The organism is Bradyrhizobium sp. AS23.2 (assembly GCF_001908185.1).
GTDB lineage: Bacteria > Pseudomonadota > Alphaproteobacteria > Rhizobiales > Xanthobacteraceae > Bradyrhizobium.
In genome coordinates, this window is the sequence record NZ_LGHM01000092.1 from 24,685 (window position 1) to 41,135 (window position 16,451).

Genomic DNA, 16,451 nt, shown 5'->3' on the forward strand with positions numbered 1-16,451 from the left:
GAAGGGGGCTTTGCGATGCTGGTCGGCGTACTCGTCACCTTTCTCGTCGTCATTCTCGTGCTCTATCTCATCAACATGCTGCCGATTGACGGCCGCGCCAAGCAGATCGCACGCGTGATCGTCATCATCATCGGCGTGGTGTCGCTGCTGAAATATCTGACGGTGTTCTAGTGGGGCAGGTTAGGTCGCTACGGTTCTCAATAAGAAAGCCCCGGCCGAGCCGGGGCTTCGTTCGTGCTGCGGTTAGTGCAGCGACTTGAGCCAATCGTCGACGTCCTGACGAACCTGGTCTTTGGCCTTGCCGTAGCGCTCCTGGAGCCGACCCTCGAGCTGTTCGCGGCGACCCTCGATCAATTTGAGGTCATCGTCAGTGAGTTTGCCCCACTTCTCCTTGGCCGAACCCTTGAACTGCTTCCAGTTTCCTTCGATGCGGTTCCAGTCCATGAGCATCTCCCGTTGCTGACGGCTCGACAACGCGACCGGCGCGCCGCCGTTCCCCAGCTCGCCGCGACCTTTCGCCCAACAAAAAAAGCCCCGGCTGGCGCCGGGGCTTTTGACATTCCAGCGACCGGGCTTAACCCGCAGCCTTGTTAGCTAAGAGCCTTGTTAGCTAAGAGCCTTGGCCTCGCGGCGGCGGGCGGTGAGGATGTATTCGGTGTAGCCGTTCGGCTGCTCGCGGCCCTTGAAGATGAGGTCGCAGGCGGCCTTGAAGGCGACGCCGTCGAAGGCAGGCGCCATCGGCTTGTAGATCGCGTCGCCGGCATTCTGCTTGTCGACGACGGCGGCCATGCGCTTGAGCGATTCCATCACCTGCGCTTCGGTGATGACGCCCTGGTGCAGCCAGTTGGCGAGATGCTGGCTGGAGATGCGCAAGGTCGCGCGGTCTTCCATCAGGCCGACATCGTGGATGTCGGGCACCTTGGAGCAGCCGACGCCCTGGTCGATCCAGCGCACGACATAACCAAGGATGCCCTGGCAGTTGTTGTCGATCTCCTGCTTGACGTCATCGGGCGCCCAGTTCGACTTCGACACCGGAATGGTGAGGATGTCGGAGAGTTTTGCGCGCGGCCCGCCCTTGGTGAGCTCCTGCTGGCGCGCGATGACGTTGACCTGGTGATAGTGCAGGGCGTGCAACGTCGCCGCGGTCGGCGAGGGCACCCAGGCAGTGGTGGCGCCGGCCTGCGGATGGGCGAGCTTCTGCGCCAGCATGTCCGCCATCTTGTCGGGCGCGGCCCACATGCCCTTGCCGATCTGAGCGTGGCCGGGGAGGCCATCGATCAGGCCCATGTCGACGTTCCAGTCCTCATAGGCCTTGATCCAGGCCTGCGCCTTCATCTCGTTCTTGCGGATCATGGGACCCGCTTCCATCGAAGTGTGGATCTCGTCGCCGGTGCGGTCGAGGAAGCCGGTGTTGATGAACATGATGCGCTTGGAGGCGCGCTGGATGCAGGCCTTGAGGTTGACGGTGGTACGCCGCTCCTCGTCCATGATGCCGACCTTGAGCGTGTTTTCCGGCAAGCCCAGCATCTTCTCGACGCGGTCGAAGATCTCGCAGGTCAGCGACACCTCGTCGGGGCCGTGCATCTTCGGCTTGACGATGTAAGCCGAGCCGGTGCGGCTGTTCCTGACCTTGGAATTGCCCTTGAGGTCGTGGATGGCCAGAAGCCCGGAGACGGCGGCGTCGAGCAGGCCTTCCGGAATCTCCTCGCCCTTCTCGTCCAGCAGCGCATCGGTGAACATGTGGTGACCGCAGTTGCGCATCAGCAGCAGGCTGCGACCATGCAGCTTGATCTCGCCCATGCCATCAGGCGTCTTGTAGCTGCGATCGGTGTTGAGCGAGCGCGTCATCGTCTTGCCGCCCTTCTCGAAGTCGGCAGACAACGTGCCGTTCATGAGGCCGAGGGTGTTGCGATAGACCAGCACCTTGTCCTCGGCGTCGACCGCGGCGACCGAGTCCTCCATGTCGAGGATGGTGGAGACCGCGGCTTCCATGATCATGTCGGCGACGCCGGCCGGATCGTCCTTGCCGATCGCGCTGTTGCGATCGATCTTCACCTCGACATGCAGGCCGTTGTTGACGAGCAGCACCGCGCTCGGCGCAGCCGCATCGCCCTGGAAGCCGGCGAACTGCGCGGCGTTCTTCAGCGCGGTGGCATTGCCGCTTTTCAGCTTCACCGCAAGCTGGCCCGCGACGACGCTATAGGCGGTGACGTCGGTGTGGCTGCCGGTCGCCAGTGGCACGGCGGCGTCGAGGAAGGCTTTCGCTTTCGCGATCACCTTGTCGCCGCGCGCCTTGTTGTAACCCTTGCCGCTTTCGGAAGGATCGTGCGGGATCGCGTCGGTGCCGTAGAAGGCGTCATAGAGCGAGCCCCAGCGCGCATTCGCGGCGTTCAGCGCATAGCGCGCATTGGTGAGAGGCACGACGAGCTGCGGGCCGCAGATCTGGCCGATTTCTTCGTCGACATTGGCGGTCTCGACCTTCTGCGTCGCCGGTTCGGGGACGAGATAGCCGATCTCCTTCAGGAAGGCGGTGTAGGCATCGAGGTCGAACGCCTTGCCCTTGTTGGCGCGGTGCCAGTCGTCGATCTTGGCCTGCAGCGTGTCGCGCACCGCCAGCAGCGCGCGGTTCTTCGGCCCCAGGTCCTTGATGATGGCGGCAACCCCGGCCCAGAACGCATCCGGCGCGATCCCCGATTTCGGGGCCGCTTCCTTGGCGATGAAGTCAAACAGGACGGGAGCGATCTTCAATCCGTGGGCGTCGACGCGTTTCATGGTGGGCTTTCTTGTTCGAAATGGCTGTTTTTTGGCTGCTTTTGACCCGACAGCAGCAAAATGCGCCCATAAAGGGCGGCTTTCGGAGCCCTATTAGCCCCAAAATCGAGGCCGTGAGAAGACCCCTAAAGGTTTGTCAAAATGTCAAGACGAGGTGCGGGCGGCCCCACACACCGTTGTCATTCCCCGCGAAGGCGGGGAATCCAGTACGCCGCGGCTTCTCCGTATCCCAACGCTGGTCAAGCCGGGCGACGACAGCGGGGTAGGACAGTCCTCAAATATTCGCGGCGAGATCCACGACCTCGTCGAACAACACGCCGGTCGTCTTCAGCATGCGCTCGATCTCGTCCGCCGCGTCCGCAACCGTCCGCGTCGACGTGTCGATCACGAGCTCGGCCGCCTGCGGGGCTTCGTAGTCGTTGCCGATGCCGGTGAACGACGCGAGAGCGCCGGCGCGGGCCTTCTTGTAGTGGCCCTTGGGATCGCGCTCTTCGCAAATCTCTGCAGGCGTCGCGACATGGATCTCGCGGAATGCGGTGTCGGCGATGCGGCGCGCCGCGGCGCGGTCCTCGCGTGCGGGTGAGACGGCGGCGACAATCGCGATATGGCCGTTGCGGGCGAGATGCGTCGCGACCTCGGCGAGGCGGCGGATGTTCTCGCTGCGATGAGCGGCGGAGAAGCCGAGATCGCTGTTGAGCCCAGCTCGCAGCGTATCGCCGTCCAGCAGGATCGGAGAGCCGCCATTGGTGAACAGCCGCCGCTCCAGTGCCTTCGCCAGCGTCGACTTGCCCGAAGCCGGCAGGCCCGTGAGCCAGACCACCGCGCCGTTATGGCGGTAACGCGCGGAGCGTTCGTCGGGCCGCAGCGCCGATTCCACCGGCACGATGTCCACGGGCACGGCGCGCTGGCCGGCATCGACGGACAGAACGAGGCCGCCGCCGGCGATGCGCCCGGACACCTCGATCACGAGCCGACCGGTCCGCGGATTTTCCGTGTAGGGATCGACCGCGATCGGATTGGACAGCGAGATGTCGATCTCGCCGACATGATTGCGGCCGATCGCCTTGTTCTCGACGCTCGACAGCTCGCCGGGATCAACCGCCTTCTCGATGGCGACGACGGTGGCGCGGCTTTCCTTCGGTCCACAGCGGACCAGGAGCTGGTCGCCCTTGGCGAGCGGCTTGTCATGCAGCCAGAAGATGCGCGCGCGCAACCGCCGCGTCTCGCGGGGAGCGGTGCGGGCATGAGCAACGATGTCGCCACGCTCGATGAACAATTCACGGTCGAGCGTGATGCCGACCGAGCGGCCTGCGCCCTGCCGGCCCGCGACCGGCGTCACCGGCCAGCTTTCGACGGTCTTGATCCTTGCGATCTTGCCGGCCGGCATGATCACGATCTCGTCGCCGGCAATGAGGCTGCCGGATTCGATACGGCCGGAGACGATGCGGCGATCGTCGAACTTGTAGATTGCCTGCACCGGCAGGCGCAGCGCCAGCGCTTCAAGCGGTCGCGCCGGCTCGAGCCGGTCGAGCGCCTCGACCACGGTCGGGCCCTTGTACCAGCCGATGCGGTCGGTCCTTTCGGCAACACCATCGCCGTCGCGCGCCGAGATCGGGATCACTGCCGTGGGCCTCACGCCGAGGCCTTGCAAATGCGCCGAGATCTCGTCGCTGATCTCCTTGAAACGTTCCGCGGAGAAGTCGACGCGGTCCATCTTGTTGACGACGACCGCGACCTGCTTCACGCCGAGCAGGTGCAGGAGATAGCCGTGCCGCCGGGTCTGGTCGCGCACGCCTTCAAGCGCGTCGATGATCAGCACTGCGCCGTCGGCCTGCGAGGCGCCGGTGATCATGTTGCGGAGGAATTCGGCGTGGCCGGGGGCATCGATCAGCACGATGTCGCGCGAATTGGTGCGGAAGCGGATCTGCGTGGTGTCGATCGTGATGCCCTGGTCGCGCTCGGTCTGCAGCGCATCGAGCAGGAACGACCATTCGAACGGCATGCCGCGCCGCGCGCTGACGGCTTTGAGCATCTCGAGCTTGCCCTCGGGCAGGCTGCCGGTCTCATGCAGGAGGCGGCCGACCAGCGTCGACTTGCCGTGGTCGACATGGCCGACGATGACGATGCTGACCTGAGGACGCGTGGTGCCGTTCGGAGTGGCGGGCGAAGCCGTGGTGACGATCATGTTCATAACCGCGTAGCGTCCTTGATCAGAGATAGCCGGCGACGCGCAGGCGCTCGAAGGCGTCCTCGGTCTCGTGGTCGAGCGCACGGCCGGCACGCTCCGGCACTTTGGTCTGCTCGAGTTCGATCAGTATCTCGTCGATATTGGACGCCGTCGAAGCGACCGGATTGGTGATGTCCTGATCACCCAGTGAGCGATAGCGCTTGCCGTTCTGGGAGAGGTAGAGCGGGATGATCGGAATGTTCTCGCGCTTGGTGTAGGCCCAGATATCAGCCTCGGTCCAATGCAGGATCGGGTGGATGCGCAAATGCGCGCCCGACGGCGGCGAAGCGTTGAACTGGTCCCAGAACTCCGGCGGCTGGTCGCGGACGTCCCAATTGCCTTCCAGGCCGCGCGGCGAGAACACGCGCTCCTTGGCGCGCGTTGCCTCCTCGTCGCGGCGGATGCCGGCGATCAGGCCGTCAAAGCCGAATTTGCCGAGCGCCATCTTGAGGCCCTCGGTCTTGCGCGCGGCGGAACGGGCGGCCGGCGGCAGCGTTGGGTCGACGGCATCGATGGGAGGGCAGGGCTCGACACGCAGATCGAGATCCCACTCCTTCCCGTAATGATCGCGGAAGCGATACATCTCCGGAAACTTCTTGCCGGTGTCGACATGGAGAGCCGGGAACGGCATCCGGCCGAAGAACGCCTTGCGCGCCAGCCAGATCATGACGTTGGAGTCCTTGCCGAGCGACCACAGCAGGGCAATCTTCTTCAGGCGGGCGAAGGCCTCGCGGAAGATGTAGATGCTCTGGGCTTCGAGTTGGTCGAGATGATCCATGCTCGGGGCAAGGTCAGCGGAAAATTCTTGCGCGTGCACGCGTTCGGCCACCGCCGGGCTGCTCAATCGATCAGCAACGGAATCGTCCTTGAGAAGATGCATCTCTGCCACTTTGCGTTTGGAGGAGAAAATTCCATACTTGTGATGCAGAAGAGAAGAAGAAATTTTCTCTTTGCGCGCTCGAAACGACACATATATAGAAAATAATTCCAGTCAACCCCGGATGTGGGGAAGCGAGTATCGTATGCGGTTCTTGCCGGTGTTCCTCGATCTCAAGGCCGGTCCGGTGGTTCTCATCGGCGCGGGCGAGCTTTTGCGTGCAAAATTGCGCGTGCTCGCGGCGGCCGGTGCGCGCATTCGCGTGCATGCGATCGACGATAATCACGACTTGAACCTCAGCTCTGAAGATGCGGCGCGTATTGAAATCGCGACGGGCGATCCGCTCGCGGCCGATCTTGCCGGCGTCATCGCCGTCGTCTGCGCCGGCGCGGGCGATGTCGGCGTTGCGATGTCGGTTCGCGCCAAGGCGCTCGGCCTGCCTGTCAACGTCATGGACGATCTCGAACATTCCAGCTTCATCTTCCCGGCGATCGTCGACCGCGGCGACGTCGTGGTCGCGGTCGGCACCGGTGGCACGTCACCGGTGGTGGCGCGGCGCGTGCGCGAGAAGATCGAGGCGCTGCTGCCAGCGCGTATCGGCGAGCTCGCCGAGTTCATCGGTGGCTTCCGCAAATCCATCAACGAGCGCATCGCCGAGTTTCCACTGCGCCGCCGTTTCTGGGAGCGCGTCATCGACGGTCCGATCGGCGCCTCCGTGCTCGCCGGCCGCAAGGGCGAAGCCGATGCGGCGATCAAGGCGATTTCCGATCCATCCGCGTTTGCGCGCGCCGACAAGCCCGAAGGCTCTGTTACGCTTGTCGGCGCCGGTCCGGGCGATCCCGATCTTCTCACCATCAAGGCGCTGCGCGCGCTCCAGGACGCCGATATCGTCTTCCACGACGAGCTGGTCTCACCTGAAATTCTCGACCGCATCCGCCGCGACACCACGCGCGTTCCGGTCGGCCGCCGCGTCGGCAAGCCCGGTATCGGCCAGGACGCCATCAACAAGCGCATGATCGAAGCCGCGCAATCCGGCCAGCGTGTCGTGCGGCTGAAGGGCGGCGATCCCTTCGTGTTCGGCCGCGGCGGCGAAGAGGTGGAAGCGTTGCGCACAGCGGGCGTTGCCTATTCGATCGTTCCCGGCATCACCGCGGGGCTCGGCGGCGCCGCCGATTTCGAGGTGCCGCTCACCTACCGTCATGAAGCGACCCGCATCACCTTCCTCACCGCGCACAAGGCGCGTGATGCCGAGACGGTGGACTGGTCGACGCTGACCGACACCAAGATGACCGTCGTGGTCTACATGGGCATGACTGCTGCGCCGGCCATACGCGCCGGCCTCTTCGCCGCCGGCCGCTCGCCGGAGACTCCGGTCGGCGTGTTCGCCCGCGTCACGCGTCCCGACGCGCAAGGCGCGATCGGCACGCTGCGCGATCTGCCCGAGCTCGTGCGGCGGACCAATGGCGGTCCCGCCATTCTCATCATCGGCGATGTGGTCCGGCATGCCGGTTCCCTTCGCCGCCAAACCCCCAAGAAAAACTCAGCTCAAATCATCTCTGACCTACTGGATGCAGCCGAATGACCTCCCCGCTTGAACAGAAGAAGATCAAAATCGCCGGCCCCTCGGTCGTGACCGCCAACCGCACCTGGGACGGCATCGTGGTTTATCGCACCGCCGCCAAGGGGTGGTCCGCAGACTTGTCGGAAGCCGCGATCGTGCGCAGCTCCGATGACGCCAAAGCGTTGCTTGCGGAGTCCGTGGCTGATGACGTCGGCGCGATCGGTCCCTATATCGCGCCGGTGCAGGTTGGCGAGGACGGCAAGATCGAGCCCGGCAATCTGCGCGAACAGATCCGCTGCACCGGCGTGACCATCGGACAGCCGGTCCAGGTTTAAGGCATTCTCTCATGTATGCTTACGACGAAATCGACCGCACGCTGGTCAACGAGCGCGTCTCGGAATTCCGCGACCAGGTGAAGCGGCGCCTCTCGGGCGAGCTCACCGAGGACGAGTTCAAGATCCTGCGCTTGCAGAACGGTGTATATCTGCAGCTGCACGCCTACATGTTCCGCGTCGCGATTCCCTACGGAACGCTGGCAACGAACCAGCTGCGCGCGCTCGCGCATGTCGCGCGGAAATACGATCGCGGCTACGGCCATTTCACCACGCGGCAGAACATCCAGTTCAACTGGATCAAGCTCGCCGAGCTGCCGGATGCGCTGGCTGATCTGGCCAAGGTCGGCATCCATGCGATGCAGACCTCCGGCAACAACATGCGCAACGTCACCTCGGACCAGTGGGCCGGCGTCGCGCCCGGCGAGATCGAGGATCCCCGCATCTGGTCGGAGCTGATCCGCCAGCACACCACGCTGCATCCCGAATTCTCGTTCCTGCCGCGCAAGTTCAAGATCGCGATCACCGCATCGGACCACGACCGTGCCGCGATCAAGATCCACGACATCGGTCTCAGGCTGATCAGGAACGAGAAGGGCGAGACCGGCTTCGAGGTGCTCGTCGGCGGCGGTCTCGGCCGCACGCCATTCATCGCCAAGACCATCAAGCACTTCGTGCATGGTCGTGATATCCTGAGCTACATCGAGGCGATCCTGCGGGTCTACAACCAGTATGGCCGCCGCGACAACATCTACAAGGCGCGCATCAAGATCCTGGTGCACGAGCTCGGCATCGAGAAATTCTCCCGCGAGGTCGAGGAGGAGTGGCAGCACATCCGCAACTCCTCGCTCCAGATCGACGACGAGGTGATCGAGGACATTCGCTCGCGTTTCACCTATCCGGCCTACGAGAAGTTGCCGCACATGCCGGACGAGCTGCGGCAGGCTGCGGCCGATCGCGATTTCGAGGCGTGGCGCAAGAACTCGGTGGCTCCGCACAAGGTGCAGGGCTACTCCATCGTCACGATCTCCCTGAAGCCGACCGGCGGGCCGCCCGGCGACGCCACGGCCGAGCAGATGGATGCGCTCGCCGATCTCGCCGACAAATATTCCTTCGGCGAGATCCGCGTCGGCCACGAGCAGAACCTCGCGCTGCCGCACGTCGCCAAGCGCGACCTGCCGGCGTTGTGGAAGACGCTCGACAAGCTCGGGCTTGCGACGCCGAACGTCAACCTGATCACCGACATCATCGCCTGCCCCGGTCTGGATTATTGCTCGCTGGCGAATGCGCGCTCGATCCCGATCGCGCAGGAGTTGACGCGGCGCTTCGCCAATCACGAGCTCGCCAATCTGATCGGCCGGCTGCACATCAACATCTCCGGCTGCATCAACGCCTGCGGCCATCACCATGTCGGCCATATCGGCATTCTTGGCGTCGAGAAGAACGGCGAGGAGGTCTATCAGATCACCATCGGCGGCCGCGCCGACGAGAGCGCCGCGCTCGGCAATCTGATCGGCCCCGGCGTCAAGTTCGACGAGGTCGCCGACGTCATCGAGGACATTGTGGAAGCCTATCTTGCGCTGCGCGAGCGGCCCGAAGAGCTGTTCATCGACACGGTGAAACGCCTCGGCGTCGAACCCTTCAAGGAGCGCGTCTATGCCACTCGTTAACGGCGGAAAGATCGTCGACGACAGCTTCGTCAAGCTTGCCGTCGACATGCCGCTGCCCGAGGGCGGCGACATCCTGGTGCCGGCCGAGCGCTTCGTCAGCGATGCGGATGCGTTGCTCAAGCGCGCCGGCAAGGTCGGCGTGATCTGGCCCAACAACCGCGACATCGACGAGCTCGTGCCGTATCTCGGCAAGGTCGCGGCTGTCGCGCTGGTGTTCCCGACCTTCCGCGACGGGCGCGCCTACAGCCAGGCTCGGCTACTGCGCGAGCGGTACAATTACCGCGGCGAATTGCGTGCGACCGGCCAGATCCTGCGCGACCAGTTCGTGTTCATGCTGCGCGCCGGCTTCGACTCTTTCGAGGTGAAAAAGCAGGCCGACGCGGAAGCCTTCATGCAGACCGCGAAGCGCTATTCGGTGTTCTACCAGCCGACCGGCGACGGTCGTGTCACGGCGCTGCACCGGCGCATGCAGTTGCGTCACTCCGAAGGTGTCGGCACGTGAGCGCAATCGCGCCTCAGATCTCGTCCGTCTCTGCGCTGCCTTCGGCGGATGAGCTCGATCGTGACTTGCGCGATGCCTCGCCCGCGGAAGTCATCGCTGCGGCCCTGAGGACCGTCGGGCGCGAGAAGCTTGCGCTGGTGTCGTCCTTCGGCACGGAATCGGCGACGCTGCTCAAGGTCATGGCGGACGTTGATCCGGCGATCCCGGTGATCTTCCTCGACACCGGCTGGCTGTTCGAGGAGACGCTTGCTTATCGCGACACGCTGATCGCAACCCTCGGATTGAAGGATGTCCGCTCGATCAAGCCGGCCGAGGAGGCGCTGTCGCGCGAAGATCCCGACCGCGACCTCTGGTTCTCCGATCCCGACGCCTGCTGCCGTATCCGTAAAGTGGAACCGCTGTCTCGCGCGCTAAAGCCTTTCTCGGCCTGGATCAACGGACGCAAGCGCTTCCAGGGCAATGCGCGCGCCGACATTCCGGTGGTCGAGCACGACGGCGCGCGGTTGAAGTTCAATCCCTTCGCCAACGTCTCGCGTGAGGAACTCGATGCGATTTTCGTCCGCGCCAAATTGCCGCGTCACCCACTGGTGGAGTCCGGTTTCCTGTCGGTTGGGTGTATGCCTTGCACGAGCAGAACGACTGAGGGCGAGGATGCACGAGCCGGCCGCTGGCGCGGCCGCGCCAAGACAGAATGCGGCATCCACACGATGAAGACTTCGTAGCACAGTCGAGCTGCCACGCTGCGAACAAGAAAATCCGGTTCCGTTGACTTGAGAGCGTTTCGCCACGAGTTTCGCCTGCATGCCTTCGCTGACATTGAAGTCGTCGAAGTGAATGGAGATGGACATGATGCGCCGTATCGTTCCGCTCGCTGCAGGACTCCTCTGGGCAAGCTCGGCTCTCGCCGCTGACATCAATCTGCTGAATGTGTCGTACGATCCGACGCGCGAGCTTTATGTCGAATTCAACAAGGCGTTCGCGAACGCCTATCAGAAGGAGACCGGCAAGAGCGTCGAGATCAAGCAGTCACACGGCGGCAGCGGATCGCAAGCACGCGCGGTGATCGACGGATTGCAGGCCGATGTGGTGACGCTCGCGCTCGCCTATGACATCGACGCCATCGCCGCCAAGGGCCTCACCGCGGGCGACTGGCAGAAGCGTCTTCCGCAGAATTCATCGCCGTATACGTCGACCATCGTGTTCCTGGTGCGCAAGGGCAATCCGAAGGGCATCAGGGACTGGGACGATCTGCTCAAGCCGGGCGTTGCCGTGATCACGCCGAACCCGAAGACCTCGGGCGGCGCACGCTGGAATTATCTGGCAGCCTGGGGCTTCGCGCAGAAGAAATACGGCTCGGCCGACAAGGCCAAGGACTTCATCGGAAAACTCTATCAGCAGGTGCCGGTGCTCGATACCGGCGCCCGCGGCGCCACCGTGACCTTCGTTGAGCGCGGCGTCGGCGACGTGCTGCTTGCCTGGGAGAACGAGGCGTATCTCGCCTTGAAGGAATTTGGTCCGGAGAAATTCGAGATCGTGGCGCCGCCGCAATCGATCCTCGCCGAGCCGCCGGTCGCGATCGTCGACAAGGTTGCCGACAAGAAGGGCACCCGTAACGGCGCCGATGCCTACCTCCAGTACTGGTACACGAAGGAAGGTCAGGAGATCGCCGCGCGCAACTTCTACCGTCCGCGCGATGCCGGGATCGCCAAGAAGTATGAAAACTCCTTCGCAAAGGTCGAGCTGTTCACGATCGACGATGTGTTCGGCGGCTGGCCCAAGGCGCAGAAGGAACATTTTGCCGACGGTGGCGTCTTTGATCAGATCTACAAGAACTGATCGGGCGCTGTCTTAAGAGGCTTTAGCAGGGGGCCTGGTGAGCGCAATCGCAGCACGACGCCGGACATTGCCGGGCTTCGGTCTCACGATGGGACTGACGCTGTCCTGGCTGTCCGTCATCATCCTGATTCCGCTCGCGGGGCTGTTCCTGAAATCGTTCGAGCTGAGCCCAGAGCAGTTCTGGGCCATCCTCTCCAGCCGCCGCACCCTGAATGCGCTTCGCGTCTCCTTCGGGCTCGCCTTTGCGGCGGCCTGCGTCAATCTGGTGATGGGCAGCATCATCGTCTGGGCGCTGGTGCGCTACCGCTTTCCGGGCCGGCGGCTGTTCGATGCCATCGTCGACGTGCCCTTTGCGCTGCCGACGGCGGTTGCCGGCGTCGCGCTGACCTCGCTGTTCGCCGAGAAGGGCTGGCTGGGCGCGCCGCTCGCGGCGCTCGGCATCAAGGTGGCGTTCACGCCGCTCGGCATCTTCATCGCCATGATCTTCATCGGCATCCCCTTCGTGGTGCGCACGGTGCAGCCGGTGCTCCAGGATCTCGATCCTGAAATCGAGGAGGCCGCGGGCAGCCTGGGAGCGAGCCGCTGGCAGACGATCATTCGCGTGATCCTGCCCTCGCTGGCCCCGGCGCTGCTCACCGGTCTCGCGCTCGCCTTCGCCCGCGCCGTCGGCGAGTACGGCTCGGTGATCTTCATCGCCGGCAATCTGCCGAACGTGTCCGAGATCGCGCCGCTCCTGATCGTGATCCGGCTCTCCGAATTCCGCTACGCCGATGCGACCGCGATCGCGGTGGTCATGCTCGTCGTCTCCTTCGTCATCATCTTTGCCGTCAACCGGCTCCAGCGCTGGGCGCAGAGCCGGATCCCGGCGCGTTGAGGTGGGATGCGATGACGATGCAGATCGCAGACTCCGTCTCGCTGGTCTCGCCCGATGCACGCGCGCGTGCGCACGGCGCCGCCGCGCACGACAACCTTCGGACCGAACCGAGGGCGGTCCGAATCGTCATCATCGCGCTGGCGATGATCTTTCTCTCCGTCTTCGTCGTGCTCCCGCTGGTCGTCGTATTCGCGCAAGCGTTCTCGAAAGGCATTCTCGCTTATCTCGCCGCGCTCGCCGAGCCGGAGGCGCTTGCTGCGATCCGGCTGACGCTGCTGGTCGCGGCGACCTCGGTCGGCCTCAATCTCGTGTTCGGCCTGGTCGCCGCCTGGGCCATCGCTAAGTTCGAGTTCAAGGGCAAGACCTTCCTGATCACGCTGATCGACCTGCCGTTCTCGGTGAGCCCGGTGATCTCGGGCCTCGTCTTCGTGCTGCTGTTCGGCGCGCAAGGCTATTTCGGTGGCTGGCTGCGCGATCACGACATCCAGATCCTGTTCGCGGTCCCCGGCATCGCGCTCGCCACCACCTTCGTGACCTTCCCGTTCGTGGCGCGCGCGCTGATCCCCCTGATGCAGGAGCAGGGCACGCAGGAGGAGGAGGCCGCGATCTCGCTTGGTGCCTCGGGATTGCAAACCTTCTTCCGCGTCACGCTACCCAACATCAAATGGGGCGTGCTCTACGGTGTCCTGCTCTGCAATGCGCGCGCGATGGGCGAGTTCGGCGCGGTCTCGGTCGTCTCCGGCCATATCCGCGGCGAGACCAACACCATGCCGCTGCTGGTGGAGATTCTTTACAACGAGTACCAGTTCGTCGCTGCGTTTGCGATCGCCTCGCTGCTGGCGATGCTGGCGCTGATCACGCTGATCGCCAAGACCGTTCTGGAACGCCATCTCGACGAAGGACAAGACATCAGTGACCATTGAAGTCAGGAATCTCGTCAAGAAATTCGGCAGCTTCGCAGCCCTCGACGGCGTCGATCTCAAGGTCGACAATGGCGAGCTGCTGGCTCTGCTAGGGCCCTCCGGCTCGGGCAAGACCACGCTGCTGCGGATCATCGCGGGGCTCGACTGGCCCGACTCCGGCGAAGTCTCTTTCAATGGCGAGGACGCGCTGGCGCAGGGCGCGCGTGAACGGAACGTCGGCTTCGTGTTCCAGCACTACGCGCTGTTCCGCCACATGACGGTGTTCGAGAACGTGGCGTTCGGCCTGCGCGTGCAGCCGCGCGCCATCCGTAAGGATGAGTCCACCATCCGTGCGCGCGTCAAAGAGCTGCTCGATCTCGTGCAGCTCGACTGGCTCGCCGACCGCTATCCAAGCCAGCTCTCCGGCGGCCAGCGCCAGCGCATCGCGCTCGCCCGCGCGCTCGCGATCGAGCCGCGCATCCTGCTGCTCGACGAGCCCTTCGGCGCGCTCGATGCCAAGGTGCGGAAGGAGCTGCGCAAATGGCTGCGCTCGCTGCACCACGAGATCAACGTGACCTCGATCTTCGTCACTCACGACCAGGAGGAGGCGCTGGAAGTCGCCAACCGCGTCGTGGTGATGGATAAGGGCAAGATCGAGCAGATCGGCTCGCCCGATGATGTCTATGAGACCCCGGCGACAGCGTTCGTGCACGGCTTCATCGGCGAGTCCATCGAGCTGCCGGTCGAGGTCGAAGGCGGCGTTATCAGGCTCGGCGACCGGTCGCTTCCCCTCGCGGCGGAAGGGCTGGCGCCTGGCGCGTCAAAACTGTTCGTGCGGCGACATGACATGCTGGTCGGCCCGCCCGGCAGCGGCGCCTTCGAGGGCGCCGTGCAGCATGTCCGCAATTTCGGCCCGGTGCAGCGGGCCGAGGTCGCACTATCAGGCGGCGAGACCATCGAGATCGACGCCCCCCCGCGACAAGGAACTGCGCGCCGGCGACACGATCGGCTTAGAGCCCCGCCGCTACCGGATATTTGCGAGCGGCTGAGCCGGCCCATCGGGTCAAATTTTCCTAAATATTCACCTTTCAGCCACTGTTGGTATGCAACAACGGCCCCTCATTTGGGGGCTCCTGCACATGCGCGCTGCGGCCGCGATACTCATCACTTTGCTTCTTGCCGGCTGCGCCGGCAACGAAGCGCCGGTCCAGCAGCCGTCCATGTATGCGGACATGTCGGTCCCGGGCTCCAGGCTCGATGGGCAGGCGGCTGCGATCATGATCTCGCAATACCGCCAAAACAACGGCCTCGGCACCGTCGTCATCGATCCCGACCTGATGCGGCTTGCCGAATCCCAGTCCGGCGCCATGGCGGCGGCCAACAAGATGGACCATGACGTCCGCGCGCCCCTGGCCAAGCGGCTCAGCGCCGGCGGCTATCCGGCGAGCGTGGCGGTCGAGAACGTCTCGGCCGGCTATCATACGCTGGCGGAAGCGTTTTCCGGCTGGCGCGACTCGCCCCCGCACCGCGCCAACATGCTCAAGAGCGGTGTCACAAAATTGGGCATAGCGGCGAGCTACGCTCCGGGCACCAAGTACAAGGTGTTCTGGACCATGATCCTGGCTTCGACGGACCCGCGATAAGCCAGACTTGATCCCGGGATGCATTGACGCCGCGGCAGACTGTCGTCACGCTAGCTCGCCTCTTGCTATTGTTCCCGCATGACCGATCATAGCCCGGAAGTCGCAACAGTCCCCGCGAAGGCGCAGCGCGTCCTGGTCCTCCAGGGCGGCGGCGCGCTCGGCTCCTATCAGGCCGGCGCCTACCAGTCGCTGTGCCATTTCGGCTTCGAGCCGGAATGGGTTGCCGGCATTTCGATCGGCGCGGTCAACGCCGCCATCATCGCCGGCAACGAGGGGCAGACACGCGTCGATCGGCTCAAGGAATTCTGGGAGATGGTCTCCGCGCCGGTGCCGTGGAAGCCGATCGGCAAGAGCGACCATAGCCGCGAGCTGTTCAATTCGACCAGCGCGGCGCTGATCGCGACCTTCGGCGTCCCCGGCTTCTTCGTCCCCCGCGTTCCGCCCGCGCCGCTCTGGCCGCCGGGCCATCCGGAAGCGGAGAGCTATTACGACACCGCGCCGCTGAAGAAGACGCTGGAACGCCTGGTCGATTTCGATCGCATCAACGATCTGAAGACGCGCCTGTCGGTCGGTGCCGTTGGCGTCACTTCGGGCAACTTCAAATATTTCGACAATTACGAGTTCAAGAAGCTCGGCAAGAAGATCGGCCCCGAGCACATCATGGCCTCCGGCGCGCTGCCGCCCGGCTTTCCGTCCGTCATCATCGATGGCGAGCATTATTGGGACGGCGGCATCGCCTCCAACACGCCGCTTGACTACGTGCTCGATGCCGAAATCGCGCGCGACATGCTGATCTTCCAGGTCGATCTGTTCAGCGCGCGCGGCGACTTGCCGACCTCGTTGCTCGAAGCGGCCGAGCGCGAGAAGGACATCCGCTACTCCAGCCGCACGCGCATGAACACGGACAAGAACAGGCAGTTGCACAACGCCCGCAGGGCCGTGCGCGACCTGATCGGCAAGCTGCCCGACTATCTGAAGAACGATCCGTCCGTCGAATACCTCGCCAAGGCGGCGCGCGAAAGCACTGTGACCGTGGTGCATCTGATCTATCGCAGCAAGAACTACGAATCCTCGTCCAAGGATTACGACTTCTCGCATGTTGCCATGGTCGAGCACTGGGAAGCCGGCGTACGCGACGTGCATCTGTCGATGCGCCACAAGGACTGGCTCGAAAAGCCTCAATCCGGCGAGACCATGGTGACCTACGATCTCACGGGGGACGTTACCGCGCCCTCGGCAAAAAGGAGCGAATAAA

General features: G+C 64.1%; 15 protein-coding genes and 1 pseudogene. 12 read left to right on the forward strand and 4 right to left on the reverse strand.

Annotated elements, in window-relative coordinates:
* Positions 1-15 precede the first annotated feature (15 nt).
* The gene (locus AC630_RS44010; RefSeq protein ID WP_143198176.1) at positions 16-171 is read left to right on the forward strand and encodes a Thivi_2564 family membrane protein; all 156 of its coding nucleotides are present in this window, start codon (positions 16-18) and stop codon (positions 169-171) included.
* Between the two features lie 72 nt (positions 172-243).
* Here the strand turns inward: AC630_RS44010 and AC630_RS20255 are convergent, their stop codons facing one another.
* The 4 genes from AC630_RS20255 to cysD form a co-directional block, all read right to left on the reverse strand.
* Positions 244-444, reverse strand: a complete 201-nt coding sequence (locus AC630_RS20255; protein ID WP_027553924.1) for a CsbD family protein — start codon at positions 442-444, stop codon at positions 244-246.
* Positions 445-606: 162 nt separating this feature from the next.
* Complete coding sequence (locus tag AC630_RS20260) at positions 607-2,772, reverse strand: malate synthase G (protein WP_074120237.1); 2,166 nt, start codon at positions 2,770-2,772, stop codon at positions 607-609.
* Positions 2,773-3,046: 274 nt separating this feature from the next.
* Complete coding sequence (cysC, locus tag AC630_RS20265; protein ID WP_074120238.1) at positions 3,047-4,963, reverse strand: adenylyl-sulfate kinase; 1,917 nt, start codon at positions 4,961-4,963, stop codon at positions 3,047-3,049.
* 19 nt (positions 4,964-4,982) lie between these two features.
* Positions 4,983-5,777, reverse strand: coding sequence for a sulfate adenylyltransferase subunit CysD (cysD, locus tag AC630_RS20270; RefSeq protein ID WP_074120268.1), 795 nt, complete (start codon positions 5,775-5,777; stop codon positions 4,983-4,985).
* A 244-nt stretch (positions 5,778-6,021) separates the two neighbouring features.
* Here cysD and cysG point away from each other — a divergent pair, with 244 nt between their 5' ends.
* The 11 genes and pseudogenes from cysG to AC630_RS20325 all read left to right on the forward strand — a co-directional run bounded on the left by cysG (position 6,022) and on the right by AC630_RS20325 (position 16,450).
* Entirely contained in the window at positions 6,022-7,458 is a 1,437-nt protein-coding gene (cysG, locus tag AC630_RS20275) for a siroheme synthase CysG (RefSeq protein WP_074120239.1), read from the forward strand.
* Positions 7,455-7,772 carry a DUF2849 domain-containing protein gene (locus tag AC630_RS20280; protein ID WP_074120240.1) on the forward strand — a complete coding sequence of 106 codons (318 nt, stop codon included), beginning with the start codon at positions 7,455-7,457 and terminating at the stop codon, positions 7,770-7,772. The genes cysG and AC630_RS20280 overlap by 4 nt, the downstream gene beginning before the upstream one ends.
* Before the next feature lie 11 nt (positions 7,773-7,783).
* The gene (locus AC630_RS20285; protein ID WP_074120241.1) at positions 7,784-9,439 is read left to right on the forward strand and encodes a nitrite/sulfite reductase; all 1,656 of its coding nucleotides are present in this window, start codon (positions 7,784-7,786) and stop codon (positions 9,437-9,439) included.
* On the forward strand, positions 9,426-9,941 hold the full coding sequence (locus AC630_RS20290) for a DUF934 domain-containing protein (RefSeq protein ID WP_074120242.1): 516 nt from the start codon (positions 9,426-9,428) through the stop codon (positions 9,939-9,941). Before AC630_RS20285 ends, AC630_RS20290 begins: the two co-directional genes overlap by 14 nt.
* Entirely contained in the window at positions 9,938-10,663 is a 726-nt protein-coding gene (locus AC630_RS20295) for a phosphoadenylyl-sulfate reductase (RefSeq protein WP_074120243.1), read from the forward strand. Before AC630_RS20290 ends, AC630_RS20295 begins: the two co-directional genes overlap by 4 nt.
* A 112-nt stretch (positions 10,664-10,775) precedes the next feature.
* Complete coding sequence (locus AC630_RS20300; RefSeq protein WP_143198178.1) at positions 10,776-11,777, forward strand: sulfate ABC transporter substrate-binding protein; 1,002 nt, start codon at positions 10,776-10,778, stop codon at positions 11,775-11,777.
* A gap of 37 nt (positions 11,778-11,814) precedes the next feature.
* Positions 11,815-12,651 carry a sulfate ABC transporter permease subunit CysT gene (cysT, locus tag AC630_RS20305; protein ID WP_074120244.1) on the forward strand — a complete coding sequence of 279 codons (837 nt, stop codon included), beginning with the start codon at positions 11,815-11,817 and terminating at the stop codon, positions 12,649-12,651.
* An 11-nt stretch (positions 12,652-12,662) separates the two neighbouring features.
* Positions 12,663-13,574: a sulfate ABC transporter permease subunit CysW gene (gene cysW, locus AC630_RS20310; protein WP_074120245.1), complete on the forward strand. Its 912-nt coding sequence runs from the start codon at positions 12,663-12,665 to the stop codon at positions 13,572-13,574.
* A pseudogene (locus tag AC630_RS20315) lies at positions 13,564-14,602 on the forward strand (sulfate/molybdate ABC transporter ATP-binding protein). The gene cysW and the pseudogene AC630_RS20315 overlap by 11 nt, the downstream one beginning before the upstream one ends.
* Before the next feature lie 90 nt (positions 14,603-14,692).
* Entirely contained in the window at positions 14,693-15,196 is a 504-nt protein-coding gene (locus tag AC630_RS20320; protein WP_074120246.1) for a CAP domain-containing protein, read from the forward strand.
* 78 nt (positions 15,197-15,274) lie between these two features.
* Positions 15,275-16,450 carry a DUF3734 domain-containing protein gene (locus AC630_RS20325; protein WP_074120247.1) on the forward strand — a complete coding sequence of 392 codons (1,176 nt, stop codon included), beginning with the start codon at positions 15,275-15,277 and terminating at the stop codon, positions 16,448-16,450.
* Position 16,451 lies beyond the last annotated feature (1 nt).

Bases quoted from the DNA above. Each gene is read 5' to 3' on its own strand.
- AC630_RS20280 (WP_074120240.1), top strand. From the start codon at position 7,455: ATGACCTCCCCGCTTGAACAGAAGAAGATCAAAATCGCCGGCCCCTCG.
- AC630_RS44010 (WP_143198176.1), top strand. From the start codon at position 16: ATGCTGGTCGGCGTACTCGTCACCTTTCTCGTCGTCATTCTCGTGCTC.
- cysC (WP_074120238.1), bottom strand. From the start codon at position 4,963: ATGAACATGATCGTCACCACGGCTTCGCCCGCCACTCCGAACGGCACC.
- AC630_RS20300 (WP_143198178.1), top strand. From the start codon at position 10,776: ATGGAGATGGACATGATGCGCCGTATCGTTCCGCTCGCTGCAGGACTC.
- cysG (WP_074120239.1), top strand. From the start codon at position 6,022: ATGCGGTTCTTGCCGGTGTTCCTCGATCTCAAGGCCGGTCCGGTGGTT.
- AC630_RS20325 (WP_074120247.1), top strand. From the start codon at position 15,275: ATGACCGATCATAGCCCGGAAGTCGCAACAGTCCCCGCGAAGGCGCAG.
- AC630_RS20290 (WP_074120242.1), top strand. From the start codon at position 9,426: ATGCCACTCGTTAACGGCGGAAAGATCGTCGACGACAGCTTCGTCAAG.
- cysD (WP_074120268.1), bottom strand. From the start codon at position 5,777: ATGGATCATCTCGACCAACTCGAAGCCCAGAGCATCTACATCTTCCGC.
- AC630_RS20260 (WP_074120237.1), bottom strand. From the start codon at position 2,772: ATGAAACGCGTCGACGCCCACGGATTGAAGATCGCTCCCGTCCTGTTT.
- AC630_RS20285 (WP_074120241.1), top strand. From the start codon at position 7,784: ATGTATGCTTACGACGAAATCGACCGCACGCTGGTCAACGAGCGCGTC.
- AC630_RS20255 (WP_027553924.1), bottom strand. From the start codon at position 444: ATGGACTGGAACCGCATCGAAGGAAACTGGAAGCAGTTCAAGGGTTCG.
- AC630_RS20320 (WP_074120246.1), top strand. From the start codon at position 14,693: ATGCGCGCTGCGGCCGCGATACTCATCACTTTGCTTCTTGCCGGCTGC.
- cysW (WP_074120245.1), top strand. From the start codon at position 12,663: ATGACGATGCAGATCGCAGACTCCGTCTCGCTGGTCTCGCCCGATGCA.